Below are 18,831 nucleotides of genomic sequence, written 5' to 3'. Positions count from 1 at the left end.
CGACGGAGCCGAGCGCAAGAGAGGAGGCCAGGAAGATGCCGAGATGGATCAGTAATACGCCGATTTCCCTACGGCTCTTTGCCACCTTCGCCTGGGCAACCATCATCCCCTTTATCGCGATTATCTTCCTCAGCAGCATCTACTTTCACGCCCTGGAGTCGGGAAGGCAAGCTGTCCAGATCAGTAACCAGACCATCAAGATCACCACCACCGAGCTAGCGCGTCTGCAGAGCATGCACGCCCTGCTCGTGGCTCTGCTGCCAAGCGTTACCACCAATAGCACCAGCGATGCGACCCTTACACGCGCCGAAGAAGACGTTATTCTGCAAGTGCTCAACATCGAAGGGAGCTTCGACGTTGACAGTGTGGCCTATCAGGAACAGTATCAGCTCGCAACCGCTCCAGCGATGGCCGATATTCGGCGGATTCTCCTGGAAAACGACCCGCACACCACGATCATCCGCGAGCAGCAGCAGCTGCTTGATCTTATCCTGGAGCACCAGTGGCCCCAGTATAAGGCGGCCCAGGATGACCTTCTGATCGGTCTAGACAGGCGCATGCCCCTGGCCCAGGCCGCTCAGCTCTTGCAAAAGGCCGATCAGCTCTATTCGCCGCTTCTGGCAAGCTGGCAGCGCATCGTCGATATCGCCGAGCGAGTCAACACCGAGGTAGTGCGCGTTGGACCTTCACAGACCGTTCCCATGCTGATCGGGACGATCATCGCCATTCCAATCTCGATGCTCTTTGTCTTCACCATTGGCTACCTTGTCAATGTGACGATTAGTCGTCCGCTGCGTCAGCTCATTCAGCTTACTCGTCGCATCAGCTCCGGCGATACAACGGCGCGAGCCAGGCTGAGCGGACGCGATGAGATCGCACGGGTGGCGGCTTCGATGAATACGATGCTCGACACCATCGTCCAACTGATGGAGAATACCCAGCAACAGCGCGACCTGCTGCAGACCCGCATCGGTAATCTGGCCAGCGAGGTGAAAGGGGTGGGCGAGGGCGATCTGCGCATCCGCGCCGATGTGACGGGCGATGTCCTGGGAGTGCTTGCCTCTTCCTTTAATTACATGATCAGCGAGCTGGAGGGCCTGGTGATCCGCATCAAGCAGGTGGCTCGCGAGGTGGAAACCTCGACTCGCCTGACCCTCGAGCAGATGACGCGCCTCGGCCAGATCGGCGAATTCCAGATTCAGCAGATCAATGAGGCGGCCAGTGGGGTGGAGCAGATGGCCCTGGCCAGTCAGGAGGTGGCTCAGCACGCCCAGATTCTGGAAGGGATCGCCCAGGACACTCAGCGCAGCGCCACCGGTGGCCATCAGGCCACCTGGGACGCCATCAATCGCCTTGGCCATATCCATTCCCATGTGCAGGCAACAACACAGCGGGTGCGTAGCCTGGGCGAGCGTTCACAGGAGATCAACGATATCGTGGAGGTGATCTTCAGCCTGGCCTATCAGACCCATCGCCTGGCCCTGGACTCGGCTATCCAGGCCGCCATGGTCGGGGCTGGACGCAAGGAATTCGGGGCTGTGGCCGTGCGCATTCGCCGCCTCGCCGAGCAGGCCAAGCTGGAGGCCAACAATATCGCTCGCATCGTGCGCAGCGCTCAAGAGGATATTGCTGAGGCCGCGACCTCAATGGAGCGTACTCAGCGCGAGACAACCCTCGAGAGTAAGGTCTCCCAGGATGTTGAACGCACCCTGGAGGGCATTTTTGCTACGGTTGAGCGCCAGGCCCGCGACATCGCCGATATCACGAGCCTGGTGACCAGACAGATGGAACTGGCTACGGCGGCTGTCCAGATTATGCAGTATGTTGCCGAGTTGACCCAGACCAATAAGGCGCGGCTGGGTGAGGCAACCCATCACATGCAGCGCCTGGCCTCCCTGGTCGAACACCTGCGCATCTCTGTCGATGCTTTCAAGGTCTCACGCGAGCAATCAGCCGCCGCGGCAACGGTCGCCAGCGAACGGCGGAGTTTGACGACAACGGGGTCGATCTCGCCGCTGGGTTCAGGCACGCGGCCCGTCAGCGCCCCGCTTGGCCAGTCTCAGCCTGGCCTGCTTCCTCTTCCACAGCAGACCTCCCTGCCTCCTGGTGGGGCGGTGACTCCCTTGCCTCCCACGTCTACGGGACTGCTGGGATCCAGTCCCAATACTCCGCTGCCCTCTTCATCGCTGTGGGTCGCGCAGCCGCCGCAGGCTCCCGACAGCGAGTCTTATCAGTAATCAGTCAGTAGTAGGATCGATGCCAAGGAGGAGGATGGACAATGTCCTGCGCTGTCCCTGATCATGCTTGCTCCGTCTCTGATCCTCATGGTCCCTGTCTTGCCTCCGCCCGGTCTGGCCTCGGCTTGCTGGTCAGCCGTCGGCAGGGTGACCGGCGTCGGCTTCCACACCGGTCATGGCTGTTGTCGCTCAGCGTGGCTCTGCTCCTGGCGCTGACGGCCTGCGTGCCTGGCAGTGTGCCGGGAGGCAACACACCGTCGGATTCGCAGATCAAGTACGGTGGGGCCTTGACCATTGTGCCCGGCCCCTATGGACGCTTCGAGCGCTTCTTCAACCCTTTCGCCTCCGATAATGCGACCCTCAGCGGCACTAAGGGTATGATCTACGAGACCTTGCTCTTCTTCAACCAGGAGACCGGCCAGATCAAGCCCTGGCTGGCAACCGGCTTCTCTTGGTCCAGCGACCTCAAGACGCTTACCTTCCAGCTCCGTCGCGGCGTCCTCTGGAGCGACGGCCAGCCTTTTAGCAGCGATGACGTCGTTTTTACGCTCAACCTGCTCCATCGTTTTCCGACCCTCGATCTCCATAGTATCTGGACCACTGTCCAGGCCGTGACCAACCCCGACCCCTACCGCGTGGTCATTACCTTCAAGCAGCCTTCGTTCCCAGAAGAGTGGTACATCGGCGGCCAGACCTATATTGTGCCGCGCCATATCTGGGAGCGCGTTAAAGATCCTGTGCACGAGGCTAACCCGAATCCGGTCGGCACTGGTCCTTTCATGCTGAAGTCCTTTGATCCCACCCTCTACATCCTGGAGCGCAATCCTCACTACTGGCAGCCAGGTAAGCCCTATATCAGCCAGTTGCGCTACCCCGCTTATGTCTCCAATGCCAGCGCCGATCTATTGCTGGCTCAGGGTTCCATTGACTGGACTGGTCTCTTTAGCTCGAACCTGCAGAGCTTCGTGGCGCGCGATCCGAGTCACAATCGTTACTGGCTCCCCCCCATCGCTGTTGTGATGCTTTACCTCAACACGGCGCGCTATCCTTTCAACCTGCTGGCCGTCCGCCAGGCCATCAGTCTGGCTATCGACCGCGAGCGCCTTTCCAAGGAAGGTGAGAATGGCTATGAGCCGCCTCCTCATCCGACAGCTATTGTCCTGCCCTCCTACCGCTCATTTCTGGCTCCGCAGTACCGCTCGCTCTCTTTCCAGGTCGATCGGGCCCGTGCCATCCGCTTGCTGGAGCAAGCCGGGTTTGTGCGTGGAAGCGACGGCATCTTTGTTGATCGCGAGGGTCGGCGCCTGGCTTTCGGTATGGAAGTTGTCTCGGGCTGGACCGACTGGGAGAAGGATTGCAATCTGATGGCCCAGGATCTGGCGGCTATCGGGATTGAGGTGACGGTCCAGGCTCTGCCGCTGAATACCTATATCTCGAACTTACAGCTTGGCTCTTTTGAGAGCGCGATCTCCTGGACCAATAGCGGCCCTTCTCCGTACTATCTGTACGACGCTTTGCTCGATAGCGCCAATACGGCCCCACTCGGGAAGTCGGCCCCCTCGAACTGGGAGCGCTGGAGCGATCCCGCTACCGATCAGCTCCTGGCCCAGTATGCCCACTCCACCGACCCTGCCGTGCAGCAGCAGGCTCTCAACGGGTTGCAGCGCATCATGGTGGAGCAGTTACCTTCGATCCCGCTGCTGTACAGCGTCAATTGGTACGAATACACGACGGCCCGTTTCGTGGGCTGGCCCGATGAGCACAATCCCTACGCCGTGCCGTCTCCTTACAGCTATCCCGACAACGAGCAGGTGGCACTCGCCTTGCACCATGTCTGAGCGGTCTGAGCGGCCCGCAGCTCCTCCGCGGGTAGGCATTGATGGCGAAACGCTGCAAAGAAGCAAGAAGGGAATGTATTATCCATGATCGCTCCAATGAGATGGATCTCGCAGGCGCCCATCGTGCGGCGCCTCTTCCTGGCGGCCATCATGGTGGCTGTCATTCCGGGCATCATCCTCTGGCTGCTCGGACACGCCTACATTGACGCACTCAATAGCCGCAGCGAGGCGGTCCAGGTCAGTACCGATGCGGTCCATGTGGTCACGACTCAGTTGGCGAATCTGCAGCATATGCACGCCGATCTGATCGCTCTCCAGGCCCAGACCTTCGTATCGACTAATATCGCTGGGGCTCCCAATACCGATCTGGCCGCCCTGCGTCAGCGCCTGACCTCCGAGATCAAGAGCCTGGAGACGAGCTTTGCTCAGGGCCTGGCCAGCTACCAGCATAACTACCTGCTGGCCACTTCGCCACAGATGGCCCCGATTCGCTCCCTGCTGGAGAGCGAGGACAGTACCCGCGGCCTCGCCAGCGACCAACAGCAAACGGTACAGCGCATTCTGGCGGGCGAGTGGGAACGCTACTTACAGGCCCAAGATCGCGAGCTGGCGGCCTTGCAGTCCTCTGGCCCTACGGCGAAGACCAGCCAGCTATTGCAACAGGCCAACAGCGCCTATACCCCGCTGGAAAATGATTGGACGCACCTGGTCAACCTCACTGAGACCATGGGTGACAAGGTGGTCGAGGTAACTGCCCCCCAGGTGACGCAGACGGCGATTGAGATTACGCTGGCCGCGGTCTTGATCATCGCTGTAGTGCTGCTGGTCGGAACCTTTGTCTATTGGACGATCGCTCGCCCACTGGGTCAATTGGCGCGTCTGACACGCCGGATCGCCCGCGGCGATACCAGCGTGCGAGCCCCCGTGACTGGCCGCGATGAGATCGCTATGGTGGCTCGCTCGCTCAATACGATGCTTGACCATATGGTTCGCCTGATCCAGGAGATTCAGGACCAGCGCAATGCCCTGCAGAAGCAGATCGAGGCTCTGGTGAGCGATGTTGGCGGGGTGAGCCAGGGTAACTTGAGCGGGCGCGCACGCATGACCGGCGGGACGCTGCAGATCATTGCTAATGCCTTTAACTATATGCTGGCCGAGCTGAGCAGCCTGGTGATGCGTGTCAAAGGGGCAGCGCGCGAGGTGGCTATTTCAACGACGGTGGTTGTCGACGCCCTGGCCCGCCTGGTGGAAACCGGCGACCAGCAACTGCAGCAGATCGCTCGCGCAACGCGCGAGATCGAGCACATCGCCGCCTCCAGCCGCCACATCGCCGACCGCGCCAATATGCTGCAGAATAGCACGCATGAGTCGCTTCAGCATGTCCGTCAAGGCCGCCAGGCCGTTCAGCAGGTGCTCGAAGGATTGAAGCGCATCTATGAAAATGTCCAGGCTACCGCAACCAAGGTTGAGAAGCTCGATGAGCATTCGCGCGCCATCAACAGCACGGTCGAGGTGATTGCCGCTATCGTTGAGCAGACCAACCGTCTGGCTCAGGACGCAGCCGCGCTGGTGGCCTACGAGGGGGAGTCGGTGCGCGGTTTTGGGGCGGTGGCGGCAGATATCCAGCGTCTGGCAGAGCGTGCCAATAGCCAGGCGCGCTCAATTGTCCAGATCGTCGAGGGAGTCCGGCAGGATATTAGTGCTGTGACCAGCTCGATGCGCACAACTGAGCACGAAAGTGCCTTTGGCGCTGAGCGGGCTCAGGAGGCGGGGGCCGCTCTGGAGACAATCTCCGCGGCGGTCGAGCTGCAGGCTCGGGAGATTGAGCGCATTACCGATATGGCGGCTCGCCAGTTGCAGGCGTTTACTTCGATCGTCCAGGTCATGCAGCGCCTCTCGCAGGCTACGCGCCAGATGAATGTGAACACTCGCCAGGCTTCGCAGCATGTGGAGGCTCTGGCGCAGCGCGTTGAGTACCTGCGCCGCTCGGTCGAGGTCTTCCGCCTGCGTGAGGGAAGTACCGCCTGAGTGTCAGTCACTGCCCAGGCGCGGGGCCAGGGAGGGAGTAAACGTAGGCAGCGCTATCCCGCCTGTCCCCTGGCCCCGCTTACCGTTGGTGCACGACAGAGAAGGGCCACTCCTCACCGTGCTCAGTTGGACAGTGCTCTCAGGGAGCAGCGGCAGGTCGGGACTGAGGAGTGGGCCGGGGCTGATACTCGAACCAGTCGAAGTCAGCACAGGCAACACCAGCTTCCCCATTGGTCGTCGCATAGAGGGAGAAGTAGACGCCCGTGAAACCACCAGCTACCTCTGTGGCCAGATAGCGGGCTTCTCCGCGGGCCAGCTCGCGAACGTGACCATCCGCCAGAGCATAGGAGAAGATGTAGAGGGAGGGCGACTGGGAAAGCAGGTCTGGCTCCTGCTCAGCTCTGACCAGAAGGGTCACCGGGCCGGCCTCTACCCGTTCTCGGGCCACGACCGCCGCCAGGCTGCCTATGCGCCGGCGGACAATGATCCAGGTTTCCCCTGCGAGGCGAGTCAGGGCAATTTCATAGTGATGGTGGCGATTCATCCAGACGGCCAGGCCGGCTTCATGGCCATCAAGCTGGGGAGCGAATTCCAGTCGGGTGGCTGCCTGGCACTGGATATGTTCCTGACGTCTTCCGACAAAGGCCAGATCTTTACCGTTGTCCAGCGTGGCGGCGTTGCCCATCAGGCGGAGGAAACCGGGGCGTGCGGTCAGTGACCAACTGCCGGCAGGGGGCCAGCGCAGGAAGTTCCAGGGCAAGTCAAGCCTGGTATGGTCGAAGTCATCGCGAGCGGGAGAAGGTGGCCAGGGCGCAGCGGGAAGCTGCGGCTCCGGCTCCATTGTCGTCCTGATGCGTCCCTCGTCTCCCACATGCGGCCAGCCGTTGGTGTCCCAGACGACCGGTGCCAGGAAGGTCTCACGGCCCAGATGATGGAGGGCTAGTGAGGGCTGCGGCCTCACTCCGAGACAGACCAGCCACCAGGTGCCGTCTTGGGCCTGGACCAGATCGGCATGGCCGGTGGCCTGGATCGGGCGCCAGAGGCTGCGATGGCTCAAAATCGGGTTATGCGGACAGGCCTCCCACGGTCCCCAGGGGGAGGGGCCGCGCGCTATGGTCTCCATATGCCCATAGGAGGTTCCCCCCTCGGCGATCATCAAGTAGTAGCGCCCGGAGATCTTGTAGAGGTGTGGTCCCTCCGGGTAGGCCCCACCGGTTCCCTTCCAGATGAGATGCGGCTCTGTCAAGAGCTTCCCGGTCGCGATGTCGATCTCGCTCTGCTGGATACCCCATCCCGGATCGCTTCCCTCCAGATCCCGTCTTCCGCCCGCTGCGTAGGTGCTGGTCAGATAAACACGGCCATCGTCGTCGAAGAAGAGCGAGGGATCGATGCCGTCCTGCTCTAGCCAGATGGGATCGGACCAGGGACCAGCCGGATCGGAAGCTGTCACATAGAAGTTGGCTCGCCCGCCTCGGCGCTCCAGGACGTCCATATTGGTCGTGACCATGTAGAAGATGCCATTGTGGTAGCGGATCGTCGGGGCAAAGATGCCAAGCGATGGGGCCTCCGACGGGAGGGGAAGCTGCTCAGGACGGGTCAGGCAGTAGCCGATCTGGCGCCAATGCACCAGGTCACGGCTGTGAAAGATCGGTACGCCCGGTACATACTCGAAGGAGCTGGTGACCAGATAATAATCGTCGCCAACCCGACAGATGCTTGGGTCAGGATGAAATCCAGGAATGATCGGATTTGTGAAGGGCATGGCCTACTCCTGGATGAAGACTAGGTCAACGACTCCTGGCTCCAGCCAGGAGCCTGCCCGCAGCCTGATCGATCGGCCCAGGCTTCAGGGCTGATTGACAGCCGCCTACGGCTCCGCAAAGCAGTCCAGGGCACGCGCCCGCGACTGTGGTGGATCGCATTGGGATCGGCATGGCCCTCGGCCCCGCAGTGGGAACAGGTGAAGGCATGTCGGCGACCGGTTCCCCATCGCCCAGAGCGGGCACAGCGCTGACTGGTATGGACAGAGTCGGCCTCCGCCATGGGCCGCCCTCGCTCGTGGACCTGCTGCTCCGCCCAGCGCCGGAGCAGCCCCCTGCCACAGCGCGAGCCGTCGCCCTCAGGCCCTCCCCCAGAGCTGCTCGTTCTGTAGTGGAAGGGTCTGCAACCCTTCGAGGGCTGGGGCTGCCTGCGGAGGGGTCCATGTCAGGAGGCGCTTCGCCATGGCCTGCGCGCCGGTCTGGGGGCGGGGCCGTCGCCGATAGCGCAGCCATGTGAACACCCACCGGACACTGTGTGCCGGTCCCAATGCCGGACCAGGCGAGCCGCCAGCTTCCGCTGCAGGCGCGCTCGCGGTGATCGACCGCCACGCGCGCCTTCGTCTCGTTGAGATTACTTCCGAGCGCTGTGGCCTGCGTTTCCGAAGCTGGAGGATCTGGTACCCCGAGCCAGCGCACGGCTGAGCTGTCCCACGAGCAACCTCTTGCGCTCGATGACCGTGAGACGCTCGACGGTCTTGACCTGGGGCGGCTGGCTGAGGCTAAGAAGACCCATTCCGGGCTACTCCGCCCGTTGGACCACAGGCGGAGCAGCTCGGGATGATGCGAGACAGAGCGAGCTGGCTCACGCTGGTCCCACCATACGGCGCGACACATATGGCTCCCCCAGATAGACCACTTCCTCGGCGCTGGCGTGGACGGGGCCACGCCAGGAAGCACCCCGGCCAAGCAGCGGGCTTTCTCCTGTCTGGAAGGCGGGAGGTCGCCACTAGACCAGCGCCTCCCGCCGACCTCATGAGGTCAGGAGAGTGCTCCGCTCCCATCCTTCTGGGCCTGAACGGCGAACTCAGCATGCAAAGAGGCCTGCGACGATCCACCGACCCACAGGTCAAAGACTGATTCGTCGAGGACATAGGCCCCTGCCGCGGCACTCCAGTAGCGCCGGGCCTCCGCTCCGAGCACGAAACGCAGCGTGCGCCGCTCTCCGGGGGCCAAGCTGACCCGCTCGAAGGCTTTCAGCTCACGGACCGGGCGGGCCGCCCGTCCATAGCGCTGATGGAGATAGAGCTGGGCTACCTCCTCAACAGGCCGCTCCGATCGATTGTGCAGCACAACGCTCACCTCAAGCGTATCGTGCAGACCGATCAAGGGGGCGCTCAGCTGCAGATCGCTGTACTCTACTTCGCCATAGCTGAGGCCGAAGCCGAAAGGATAGAGCGGCGTGCTCTCCTCTTCCCAGTAGCGGAGTCCACTCGTCTGGGGTTGATGGGAGCGCAGATGTGCGTAGATCAAGGGTACCTGCCCCACGCTGCGCGGCCAGCTCACGGGCAGCTTGCCCCCAGGAGCCACCTCGCCAAAGAGGAGCCTGGCGACGGCATTCCCCCCCTCGCTGCCTGGGTGCCAGGCCACCAGGATCGCCGCCGTGCGCTCAACGACCCGACGGAGATCAAGAGGCCGGCCACAGAGCAGCACCAGGACAATCGGGGTGCCCGTTGCCGCAACCGCCTCCAGCAGCTCCTGCTGGCGACCCGGCAGGTCAAGCGTTGAGCGCGAGGCCGCCTCGCCACTCATATCCGCCGCCTCCCCCAGGACGAGCACGGCCACATCGGCGGAGCGGGCCAGTGCCACGGCTCGCTCAAACTCGGCTTGCTCATCAAAAGCTGGGCTGGCCATCGTTGAGGCTCCGGGAACGAGCTGGTCGAGGGCGGCAAACGGCGAAGGAATGGGGCGCGTCGGCATCGGTACCCCAGGGGCATAGTCGACCTGTAAAGCTGAGCCTGCTACCTGGCGCAGCCCGTCCAGCACGGTCACCGTGCCCTCCAGGTCGGGCACGAAGACCCAGGGACCAAGAGTCGCTCGCTTGTCCGACGCCAGTGGACCAAGGACGGCCAGCCGACGCAGTCTTGTCCGGTCGAGCGGCAAGATTCCCGTATTGCGCAGCAGGACTGCCGAACGCTCGGCAGCTACGCGCGCCTGCTCGCGGTGAGCAGGCGCGTTCAAGATCGTGCTGGCGCGATCTTCGTCGACGTAGGGCCGCTCGAAAAGGCCCAGGCGGAACTTAAGGGCCAGCACCCGCCTGACCGCCTCGTCGAGCAAGCGCTCATCGATCACACCGGCCCGTACCGCCTCTGGGAGGGTTGCAAAGGCCGCAGGGCGCGCCGCCGGCCCAGACTCACCCAGAAACTGAACGCCTAGAGCCATCTCCATATCCAGCCCGGCCTCCAGGGCGCGCCGGGCCGCCTCCCGCTCGTCGCGCGTCAGACCGTGCGTAGTCAGGTCAAGGACAGCGTTGGCATCGCTCACAATGAAGCCCCGGAAGCCCAGCTCACGCCGCAGCACCTCCGTGAGCAGCCGGCGATCAGCCGCCGCTGGCACGCCGTTGATGCCCACATAGGAACTCATAATATTTTCGGCGCCTGCCTCAACTGCTGCCGCAAAGGGGGGAAGATAGAGATTGCGTAGCTCACTCTCGGAAAGATTGACTTCATCGTAGTCGCGCCCGCCCAGAGCAGCCCCGTAGCCAACGAAGTGCTTGGGGCCTGCCGCAATGTGCTCACCAGTATCGATGCCTTCTCCCTGGAAGCCGCGCACGTGGGCGGCGGCCAGACGCGCCCCCAGATAGGGATCCTCACCCGCCCCCTCGACAATGCGGCCCCAACGGGGGTCGCGGGCGATATCTACCATTGGAGCAAAGGCCCAGTGAATGCCGACTGCGCGGGCCTCACGAGCCGCCACGGCCTGCACCCGCTCGACCAACTGAGGGTCCCAGGAGGCCGCCAATCCTAGCGGCACCGGGAAGATCGTGCGCAGGCCATGAATGACATCGAAACCAAAGAGCAGCGGAATCCCCAGGCGACTCTCTTCAACGGCCAGGCGCTGGAGACGGTTGGTCAGGGCAGGATCAGCTACAAAAAGAAGGCTGCCTACCCGCCCAGCGCGGATCTCCTCCTCAACAAAGGTGGTTTGCAGAGCGAAATCCGGAAAGTAAAAATACTGGATGAGTTGCCCGGCCTTCTCTTCAAGGGTCATTGAGGCCAGCAGGGCTTCAAGCCGCTCTTGCCCTGGCTGAGCCTGTCCATCTCGGCTCATTGCTAGCTTCTTCTCCTCCGTCATCAGCCTTGATAGGAGACAGTATAGCTGAATTCCTCGCCCAAAATCTCGTGGTTAGCATCAGAAGGACCAGTTTCCCGGCCTACCTGGTTACCCGGGCCGGCTTTCTCGGGTGGGAAAGCCTTTCCACCAGCCACTTCCGGTATTTTTCGGCCAATCGTCTAGGCAATGTCTCTGCCGTGGTCTAGAATAGGACCCACAGCCAAGCCAAAGCGTCAACTACCCCACGGCTCAAGCCGGGGGCTTGTGATGAACAGGCCTGAGGTTGACCAGCCCAAGTCCGGAGGCGGATGGCCTTGCGGGACTCCGTTCTGCCGGTCATGACACCCTGGGAGGCGCGAGCCAGCTCCAGGCCCTGTCGCGGACGGTGAAACAGGCATACGGGGTCGAAGCCAGTGCCGTTCGCAGAACAAGCCGGGATCACATGGGCGAGGCTCACTTGACCGTGTGGGGTGTAAGCCCCGGCGAGGAGGGAGGCGTAAGCCGTATGAGAGTGTTGGTCGTAGGAAGGGACAGGAGGCCGCTTATTTATGCCCGTGCAGTCCCGCTCGTGCCCGCATGCTTCTGAAGGCGGGCCGGGCGGCGATCCTGCGGCGGCATCCGTTCACGTTCGTGTTGCGGGACAGGGAAGGGGGCAATATTCAGCCGGTCGCGCTGGAGTGCGGCCCCGGCTCGCAGACCACGGGCATGGCCCTGGTGGCGAAGTTCGGCAAACGGGGCCGAACCGTGGTGTGGGCGGCGGAGATCCAACACCGGGGGAAGCAGGTCCGGCAGGTCCTCACGGAACGCCGGACACTCCGCTGGACCAGGAGGAACCGGAAGACGCGCTACCGCAAGCTGAGGTTTCTGAACCGGAACCCGCAGAGATGCGACGGCTGCAGGAAGAACGCCAGGCACGGCAGCCGGTACCGCCGCGCCTGCGGGGCGGGAGACGGGCAGGGGTTCCGCGACAAAGGCTTGCCTCCTTCTCTGGAAAGCCGGGTCGCAAACGTCGTTACTTGGGTGAGCCGTCTCTGCCGATATGCGCCGCTGTCCTTGATGACGGTTGAACAGGTCAAATTCGACACGCAACTGCTCCAGAACCCTGACATCTCGGGCGCGGAGTACCAGCAAGGCACCCTTTTCGGATATGAGTTGCGGGAATAGCTGCTGGAGAAGTTCGGCCACCAGCGCGCGTACTGCGGCGGGACCTCGGGAGAGGCAGCGCTCAACATCGACCACGTGATCCCGAGGTCGCGAGGCGGCTGTGACCGGGTGAGCAGCTTGGCGGTGGTCTGCCGGATGTGCAACGAGGCGAAAGGAAACCGGATCCCGGAGCATGGTTGGAAGAACTGACTGCGTCGGCCTGTCCGCTTGATTGTATCCGGGTGCAGCGTTTTCCCGAGGCGATCAAAAGGCTCAAACAGCCTCTCCGGATGCAGCGGCGGTGAACATGGTCCGAGGGGTGGTCGTTGAGCGGCTGAAGAGACCCGGCTTGCCGCTGGAGCTGGGATCGGGAGGCCGGACGAGGCGCAATCGGACCGAAGAGGGCTATCCGAAGAAGCCCTGGATTGACACGGCTGGTGCGGGGGAATCGGGAGAGTGTGTGCGACTTGATCCGGACATGCGGATTTTGCGGATTGAGGCCAAGGGGCACGGGAAGCGGCAACGGTGCATCACGGATAAGTACGGGTTCCCGAAAAGTCACGCGCCTGCCCCAAAGTCGTACATGGGGTTTCGAACGGGAGACCTGGTGCGGGCCAAGATCCCGCGAGGGAAGGATGCGGGCATGCACGCTGGGCGCATTGCTATCCGGCACCGGCCGAGTTTCAGTCTGAACGGGTTTGACGTGCATCCCAACTACCTGACGGTTTTGCAACGGGGTGACGGGTATGCGTACAGCAAGGGATGACCCCGGCGTCTCCTCCCCACGGCTGAAGCCGGGGGCCCCCAACGCCGGGAAGGGATTGGTGGAGAAGAGGATGAGATCTGCCGCTAGCAAAGCAGGCAGGGAAGGAACGCCTGCCTCTTCGCCGATTTGCGCGAGAAAGGAAGGAGCACTGGCCCCTTTGGCGACGGTTTGGCTGGCTCCGTCGCGCCGTACGGCCCGCCTGCTGGCGGCTCCTGGCCTCATTGTCGCGATGTTGGCGCTACGCCTGGGCTTTAGTCTCGCCGGCTGGCCGGGGACAGACAGCGAGGAAGGAACAATGGGCCTGATGGCCCTCCACATTGCCCGCGGCCAGGACTGGCCTATCTTCTACTATGGGCAAAACTATATGGGGGCTGGCGAAGCCTACGTGGCGGCGGTCTTCTTTCACCTTTTCGGCCCCTCCTTGCTCTCCCTGCGCCTGGCTATGCTGGTCTTCCTGCTTCTCTTCGCCTGCGCTCTCTACCAGCTTGCCCGCCTCCTGTATGGGACCACTGTAGCGCTTCTCTCGCTGCTGTTGCTCAGTCTTGCCCCGCGCTATGTGCTCACACCCGAGATGCGAGCCGTCGGCGGAGCAGTGGAGACCCTGGCTTTTGGCTCGCTGGCCATGGTGCTGGCAACCTGGCTGGCCATGGCTCAGTCGGCAGGACCGGGAGAGGCCCCTTCCAGGACCCGCCCGCTGGCGGTGTTTGCCTGGGGACTCGTGGCCGGCCTGGGCCTGTGGAGCCACTGGCTGGTCGTGCCCTTTCTGCTCTGCTCGGCAGCCTTACTGGCCCTCTTTAGCTGGCGCGCCTGGTTGAGGAATCCGCTGTTGCTGCTGCTGCTCCTGGCCGGTCTGGTACTCGGCGGCCTCCCGCTGATTGTTTATAATCTGCATGCCCCTGCAGGCCAGGATTCGCTGAGCATCTTTCTGAGCCTCTACAGCCAGAACCGCTATCCAGGGCTGCCTCCCAGCGGGCTGCTGCTCTGGCTCAAGAAATTGTCTGGCACCTTCCTTTACAGCCTCCCCCTGGCCACAGGTATGACTCCTGCCTGTCCCCTGGAGGCTCTTCCTTTCTACGGCTGGCGCCTCGGTCAGAGCCTGGCTTGCGCCGCCCTCTACGGAAGCTGGAGCCTGGGCTACCTCTTGCTGCTCGTCGGCTCTCTGGCCCTGACGCTGCGCTCCCTTTTGAGACGTCTGAGGCAAGCCCGTCCTCGGCGGGAGCTGGTCCTGCACACCAGCCGCCTGCTCTTGCTGCTCGCCGGCCTCATGACACTGCTGGCCTACGCCGTCAGTCTCACCGCTGCCCAGCGCCCTCAGAGCACGCGCTACCTGGTGGGCCTGCTGATCCTCACTCCAGCCCTCATCTGGCCGCTGGTCCACTGCCTTCGGCGCACTCCCTCCCTGACTATCAGCAGCGAGGCTCCAGGGCAGAGCCTGCCATCCCTGGCCAGCCAGCGCTGCCGTCGCCTGGGCCGGATTCGTCGGCCACTGGCAGCGACAGGACTGGCCCTTGTCCTGCTCGCCTTTCTGGCGGGCACCTTCGCCAACGCCTCCGAGATTCCGAGCGCCGCAGAACGCCAGCAGCAGTACGAGGCCCTGGCAGCGACGCTGGAGCGCTGGGGCATTCGCCATGTCTATTCTGGCTATTGGATCTGCGATCGCCTGACCTTCGCCAGCCAGGAAAAGGTGATCTGCGGGACCATCAACCCCTGGCTGACTCGCAACGCCCTGGTACGTTACCCCCCCTATTATCGGGAGGTAAGCGCCGATCCCCAGGCCGCCTACCTCTTCAGCAATGCCCAGAACGGAGAGTTCCCTCTGCTCAGTAGCCAGGCTCGCATACTCGCCGCTCGCCACTATCGGCCCATCAGCCTGCCCGGCTTTGTGCTCTATCTGCGTGAACGTACCTCCGGCTAGAAGCCGAAGGCTTCTACATCTACATCGTTACCGACGTTGGCGCGTCCAGACCGCAAGCTGCTTGCGCCCCAATCGCTGATAACCTTTGCCAACACCGTATCCCAGCACAGTTGATATCTTCGTGTAAAATAATTTTTTATATCCATTGTAAGAGCTAATTTCCCAAATTTTGGCAATTATAACAAATATATAATTCGCCTTTCAGATCCGCAAAGATGATGGTTTATCCGCCCAGGTGCCTTGACGCGGACCATCCGGTATCGAGCCTTGACTTGTTTACTCCTGCTTTGGCTGCTCTGCTCCATCGGGCAGGCACGCGCCCGTTTCTTCGTCATCCCTACTTGTTGTCAGGAGGATGCGGCGGCCCTTCCCAGCCTAACTGGAGCAGGTCCGGCGTCGTCATTTTTTGCAAGGGGGCTGCCTTTTCTGAATGAAATGAGGTATCATTAGGGGAAGAGAGGCTATGAAGAAAGGCGGACGCATGCAGCGAATCGGCAAAATTCTCATTGCTAGCCTGTTGCTTCTCCTCTTTATCTTTGCCTCCTTCGCAGCGGAAGGCGCCCCATTGCGCGCCGCGCCCCAGCCGAGCGGCACCTACACGCTCGCGGGGCCTCCCACCGTCAGCCCCGCATTGATCGATCTTGTGCTCACCAGCTACCACTCGCCGGCAGCCGGCAAGGGCCAGGCCCTTTACGACGATGGGATCGAGTACGGCATCGATCCCGTTTATGCCCTGGCCTTCTTCTTCCACGAAAGCACCTTCGGGACAGCAGGAATCGCCCGCACGACCCTGTCGCTGGGCAACCTGCGCTGCATTCCCGATGCTGCATGTATCGATGGATTTGCCGCTTTCCCGAGCTGGGAAGCCGGCTTCGTGGCCTGGTATCGGCTCATTCGCACGCTCTACATCGATAGCTGGGGACTGACCACTGTCGAAGAGATCATCCCGCGCTATGCACCAGCCTCGGATCATAACGATGTGGCGGGCTATATCCGGGCTGTTGAGACAGCGGTTGATACCTGGCGCAGCGAGCAGCTGAGGCTCTTTGGCCCCGTCAGCGGTGGCGCCTCGTCGGCCAGCGGTACGCGCCAACAGGCGACACCCGTACCAACCCCGACCGCGGTCGTGCCCTCAGCCAACGGCGGCGCGACGGCCACCCCTTACCCCGCGGACGGTTATCCCCTCCAGGGGCGTCCGACGGTGACGGTTGCCTTCATCGCCAGCCTCCTGAGCCAGTATCAGTCACCTCTGGTTGGGGATGCCGAGCTGATCTACGAGAGTGGGAAGAATAGCGGTCTTGATCCCGTCTATGCCCTGGCTTTCTTCTTGCACGATAGCACCTTCGGCACAGTGGGGCTGGCGCGTGTCACTCACTCGCCTGGCCTGCTGCACGCGCCTGTCAGCGCCGATTGCCGCTGCCGCTCCCTCGGCGGCTACCGGAGCTACAAGAGCTGGGAGGACGGCATCCGCGATTGGTTCCGCTATGTCCACGATCACTATGTGGATCAGCAGGGTCTGGCCACCGTTGGGCAACTTGTTCCGGTCTATGCTCAGAGCCATGATCCCCTGGTGGTCAAGACCTTCATCCAGATGGTTGAGCGCCAGGTCACGCTCTGGCGGCAGCAGAGTAAGCAGGCTGGGCAGGACCAGCCGGCGACAGACGGCAGCTAGCGAGCTGTCGGAGCGCCGGCCCCTGTCCCGGCACAAAGCTGGTCTAGCTAGAGTCGCCAGCATGCGATCCCCCTCTCGATCTCAACTGCTCCCCCGTACACCCGTACTAGTCCGCTGGTGCTCTCCGCCTTCCGCTGTTGACGTCCCTCCACTGGCAACATATACTGAGACCAGCGGATAGCTGGAGGCAGTTGCTTTGATGTTCGAAGAACGCATCCAGGAAGACTCACCTGCAAGGACAGAAGAAGCCGTGGAGCGGGAACAACTCGTCGACGAGCTGGCTAGTCCCGAAGATCGCTGGCTGACGATCGGCCAGGCCGCTCGGAGCAGTGGACAGAGCGAGGCCACCATTGAGCGCTGGATCAGCCAGGGTCTCCTACCGGTCCGCCGTCACTCGTCAGAAGGCCGGAACCAGGTGCGCCTGATCCGCGCCAGCGATCTGGCCTTGCTCAACGCCAGCGCCGCACGACCGGCGCCCACGGCGCAGACTCCTGCCTTGGGAAGGGACGAGGTCGATCGACCTGAGCAGCGCTCTCAGTCGGGCCGGCCAGGCGAGGAAGCCTCTCGTGCCCAGGCTCAGGTTGCCCAGACCACTCCCTCCACCTTTGTCTCGCACGAGATGGCAGCTCTACGCAGCCTGATTCGCGAGCAGTCGCTGCGCCAGCATGAGGCCCTGGAACGCTTGCGCAGCCGGCTGGAGGCCCGATTTCAGCAACAGCAAGAGGCCACCGCACAGCAACGCCTCGCCGTCGATGAGGCCCTCACCCGGCTGCAAACCTCCTTCGAGGATGAAATCGCCGCCCTGCAGATCCAGACCAGCACGCGCCAGACCGAGCTGGAGCAGCAGCTCGAAGAGCTGACAGCGAGACTGCAGCAGACCAGCGAGCAGTGGCAGCAGACCTTGATGCTGCTTCGCCAGCAGATCGAGGCGCTGACTACCCATGTGCAACAGGAGGTTGAGGTCCACGAGCAACTGACGCGGGAAATGTTGCACCTCACCACGCAGTTGGCCGAGCAGCGTATCCAGCAGGAGCAGATGGCTCATACGCTGGGACAGCTCACCCAGCAGCTGACTTTCCTCACGGCCCAGGTGGCTGAGCAGCGTCAGCGCGTGGAACAGCAGCATGAACGCCAGGATCAGCAAGGGCTGCAGATTAGTCAAATCGAGTCCGAGCTGGAAGAACGCCGCCAGGCCCAGCAGGAGGCCCAACAGGAGCTGCTCGGCGTGCTGGCCAGTCAACAGGAGCAACTGGGGACGCTCCTCCTGCGTCTCAATGAGCAGACTCAGCGTTACGAGCTGCTTTCGCAGCTGTATTTGACCGTTGAACAGCAACAAGGAGAACACGAGCGCCAACTACGACGCCTCTATCGATTTCTAGAGCACTTCTCTCCCAGTCCCCCCTCCGTCGGCTTCAGCAGTCACGATGGCTCTCCCTGAGCGGAGCGAGCTGGGAAGGAAGGTGGGAGCTGAGGCAGCGCCTGCCTCCTTTCTCCCGATCCGGCGGCCTGGCAGGTGGCTTTGGATGCGGCTGGGCCGTGCCACTCACCGATGATCTTCGCCGGATGCCTGCCTCGTTCTCTCTCGATCACCCTGGACCATCTCTGTGGAGGAGGCCTTTCCCTCCTCCCTTCCTGCCCAGGGCCTACGAGCGGAACAAAGCCGCACGGTAGCGGCTCTTTCCCTTTGCCTGCTTGCTTGATTCTCCGCCCATCTACCCGCCTGTAGCAGGCAGACAGGCAGTAGTACTTTGCGCCAGCAAGCGGCGCGCCTTGCGGGGTGCAAGCGTATTACTTACGGCAGAGTTCCCCTCTGGCCGGCTGGCTAGCGAGCGCGCTGGTCAGTATTGGGTCGCCCGCCCTCGTCGCCCTCGCTGCGGGAGCCGAAAGGCGGCGGCCCGCGGGGCGGCTTCTTCTCTTACCGGTCGTCAACGGAGCTGGGTCCGGCTCAGCCTGCACCTCTCCGTGCCCTCAGCGACCTCAACGAGATGAAAGCCCTCCTCTGTGCGTCTTTTCTCTACAGATGGTCGAATCTTTCCGGTCGCGACAGACGCAACTCCTCTCGATTAGAAAGGAAAAGCAAGCGATATGCTCATTGACACCATCCGATTTGCCCATCTTCTCGAAGAGCATAACCTCCACGAC

General features: G+C 62.5%; 11 protein-coding genes. 8 read left to right on the top strand and 3 right to left on the bottom strand.

Translation table 11 applies throughout. The features are described 5' to 3' along the window. Positions 1 to 35: 35 nt before the first annotated feature. The 3 genes from ACFMO7_RS11575 (at position 36) to ACFMO7_RS11565 (ending at position 6,103) form a co-directional block, all read left to right on the top strand. A complete protein-coding gene (locus ACFMO7_RS11575) occupies positions 36 to 2,237 on the top strand; it encodes a methyl-accepting chemotaxis protein (protein ID WP_376795637.1) in 2,202 nt (733 codons plus the stop codon). 41 nt (positions 2,238 to 2,278) lie between these two features. Next, positions 2,279 to 4,075, top strand: coding sequence for an ABC transporter substrate-binding protein (locus ACFMO7_RS11570; RefSeq protein ID WP_376795636.1), 1,797 nt, complete (start codon positions 2,279 to 2,281; stop codon positions 4,073 to 4,075). Positions 4,076 to 4,159: 84 nt separating this feature from the next. Continuing rightward, entirely contained in the window at positions 4,160 to 6,103 is a 1,944-nt protein-coding gene (locus ACFMO7_RS11565; RefSeq protein ID WP_376795635.1) for a methyl-accepting chemotaxis protein, read from the top strand. Between the two features lie 139 nt (positions 6,104 to 6,242). Here the strand turns inward: ACFMO7_RS11565 and ACFMO7_RS11560 are convergent, their stop codons facing one another. The 3 genes from ACFMO7_RS11560 to ACFMO7_RS11550 form a co-directional block, all read right to left on the bottom strand. Then, positions 6,243 to 7,865 (bottom strand): glycoside hydrolase family 43 protein, encoded by a 1,623-nt coding sequence (locus ACFMO7_RS11560; protein ID WP_376795634.1) that lies wholly within the window; start codon positions 7,863 to 7,865, stop codon positions 6,243 to 6,245. A gap of 20 nt (positions 7,866 to 7,885) precedes the next feature. Beyond that, positions 7,886 to 8,194, bottom strand: coding sequence for a zinc ribbon domain-containing protein (locus ACFMO7_RS11555; RefSeq protein ID WP_376795780.1), 309 nt, complete (start codon positions 8,192 to 8,194; stop codon positions 7,886 to 7,888). A 707-nt stretch (positions 8,195 to 8,901) separates the two neighbouring features. Beyond that, complete coding sequence (locus ACFMO7_RS11550; RefSeq protein WP_376795633.1) at positions 8,902 to 11,190, bottom strand: glycoside hydrolase family 3 N-terminal domain-containing protein; 2,289 nt, start codon at positions 11,188 to 11,190, stop codon at positions 8,902 to 8,904. 579 nt (positions 11,191 to 11,769) lie between these two features. Between ACFMO7_RS11550 and ACFMO7_RS11545 the strand changes: the two genes are divergently transcribed. The 5 genes from ACFMO7_RS11545 (at position 11,770) to ACFMO7_RS11525 (ending at position 18,127) form a co-directional block, all read left to right on the top strand. After that, complete coding sequence (locus tag ACFMO7_RS11545; protein ID WP_376795632.1) at positions 11,770 to 12,357, top strand: RRXRR domain-containing protein; 588 nt, start codon at positions 11,770 to 11,772, stop codon at positions 12,355 to 12,357. A gap of 75 nt (positions 12,358 to 12,432) precedes the next feature. Then, a complete protein-coding gene (locus ACFMO7_RS11540) occupies positions 12,433 to 12,546 on the top strand; it encodes an HNH endonuclease (protein WP_376795631.1) in 114 nt (37 codons plus the stop codon). 713 nt (positions 12,547 to 13,259) lie between these two features. Next, positions 13,260 to 15,017 carry a glycosyltransferase family 39 protein gene (locus ACFMO7_RS11535; protein ID WP_376795630.1) on the top strand — a complete coding sequence of 586 codons (1,758 nt, stop codon included), beginning with the start codon at positions 13,260 to 13,262 and terminating at the stop codon, positions 15,015 to 15,017. A 463-nt stretch (positions 15,018 to 15,480) separates the two neighbouring features. Next, a complete protein-coding gene (locus tag ACFMO7_RS11530) occupies positions 15,481 to 16,689 on the top strand; it encodes a hypothetical protein (protein ID WP_376795629.1) in 1,209 nt (402 codons plus the stop codon). Positions 16,690 to 16,888: 199 nt separating this feature from the next. Beyond that, a complete protein-coding gene (locus ACFMO7_RS11525; RefSeq protein ID WP_376795628.1) occupies positions 16,889 to 18,127 on the top strand; it encodes a hypothetical protein in 1,239 nt (412 codons plus the stop codon). Positions 18,128 to 18,831: the final 704 nt, after the last annotated feature.

Origin of the sequence: Thermogemmatispora sp. (assembly GCF_042408735.1) — a bacterium.
GTDB lineage: Bacteria > Chloroflexota > Ktedonobacteria > Ktedonobacterales > Ktedonobacteraceae > Thermogemmatispora.
The sequence above is the reverse complement of the archived record's forward strand: the minus strand, read 5'-3'. Positions and strand labels throughout refer to the sequence as shown.

Bases quoted from the DNA above. Each gene is read 5' to 3' on its own strand.
- ACFMO7_RS11565 (WP_376795635.1), top strand. From the start codon at position 4,160: ATGATCGCTCCAATGAGATGGATCTCGCAGGCGCCCATCGTGCGGCGC.
- ACFMO7_RS11545 (WP_376795632.1), top strand. From the start codon at position 11,770: ATGCTTCTGAAGGCGGGCCGGGCGGCGATCCTGCGGCGGCATCCGTTC.
- ACFMO7_RS11560 (WP_376795634.1), bottom strand. From the start codon at position 7,865: ATGCCCTTCACAAATCCGATCATTCCTGGATTTCATCCTGACCCAAGC.
- ACFMO7_RS11530 (WP_376795629.1), top strand. From the start codon at position 15,481: ATGAAGAAAGGCGGACGCATGCAGCGAATCGGCAAAATTCTCATTGCT.
- ACFMO7_RS11575 (WP_376795637.1), top strand. From the start codon at position 36: ATGCCGAGATGGATCAGTAATACGCCGATTTCCCTACGGCTCTTTGCC.
- ACFMO7_RS11570 (WP_376795636.1), top strand. From the start codon at position 2,279: ATGTCCTGCGCTGTCCCTGATCATGCTTGCTCCGTCTCTGATCCTCAT.
- ACFMO7_RS11550 (WP_376795633.1), bottom strand. From the start codon at position 11,190: ATGAGCCGAGATGGACAGGCTCAGCCAGGGCAAGAGCGGCTTGAAGCC.
- ACFMO7_RS11525 (WP_376795628.1), top strand. From the start codon at position 16,889: ATGTTCGAAGAACGCATCCAGGAAGACTCACCTGCAAGGACAGAAGAA.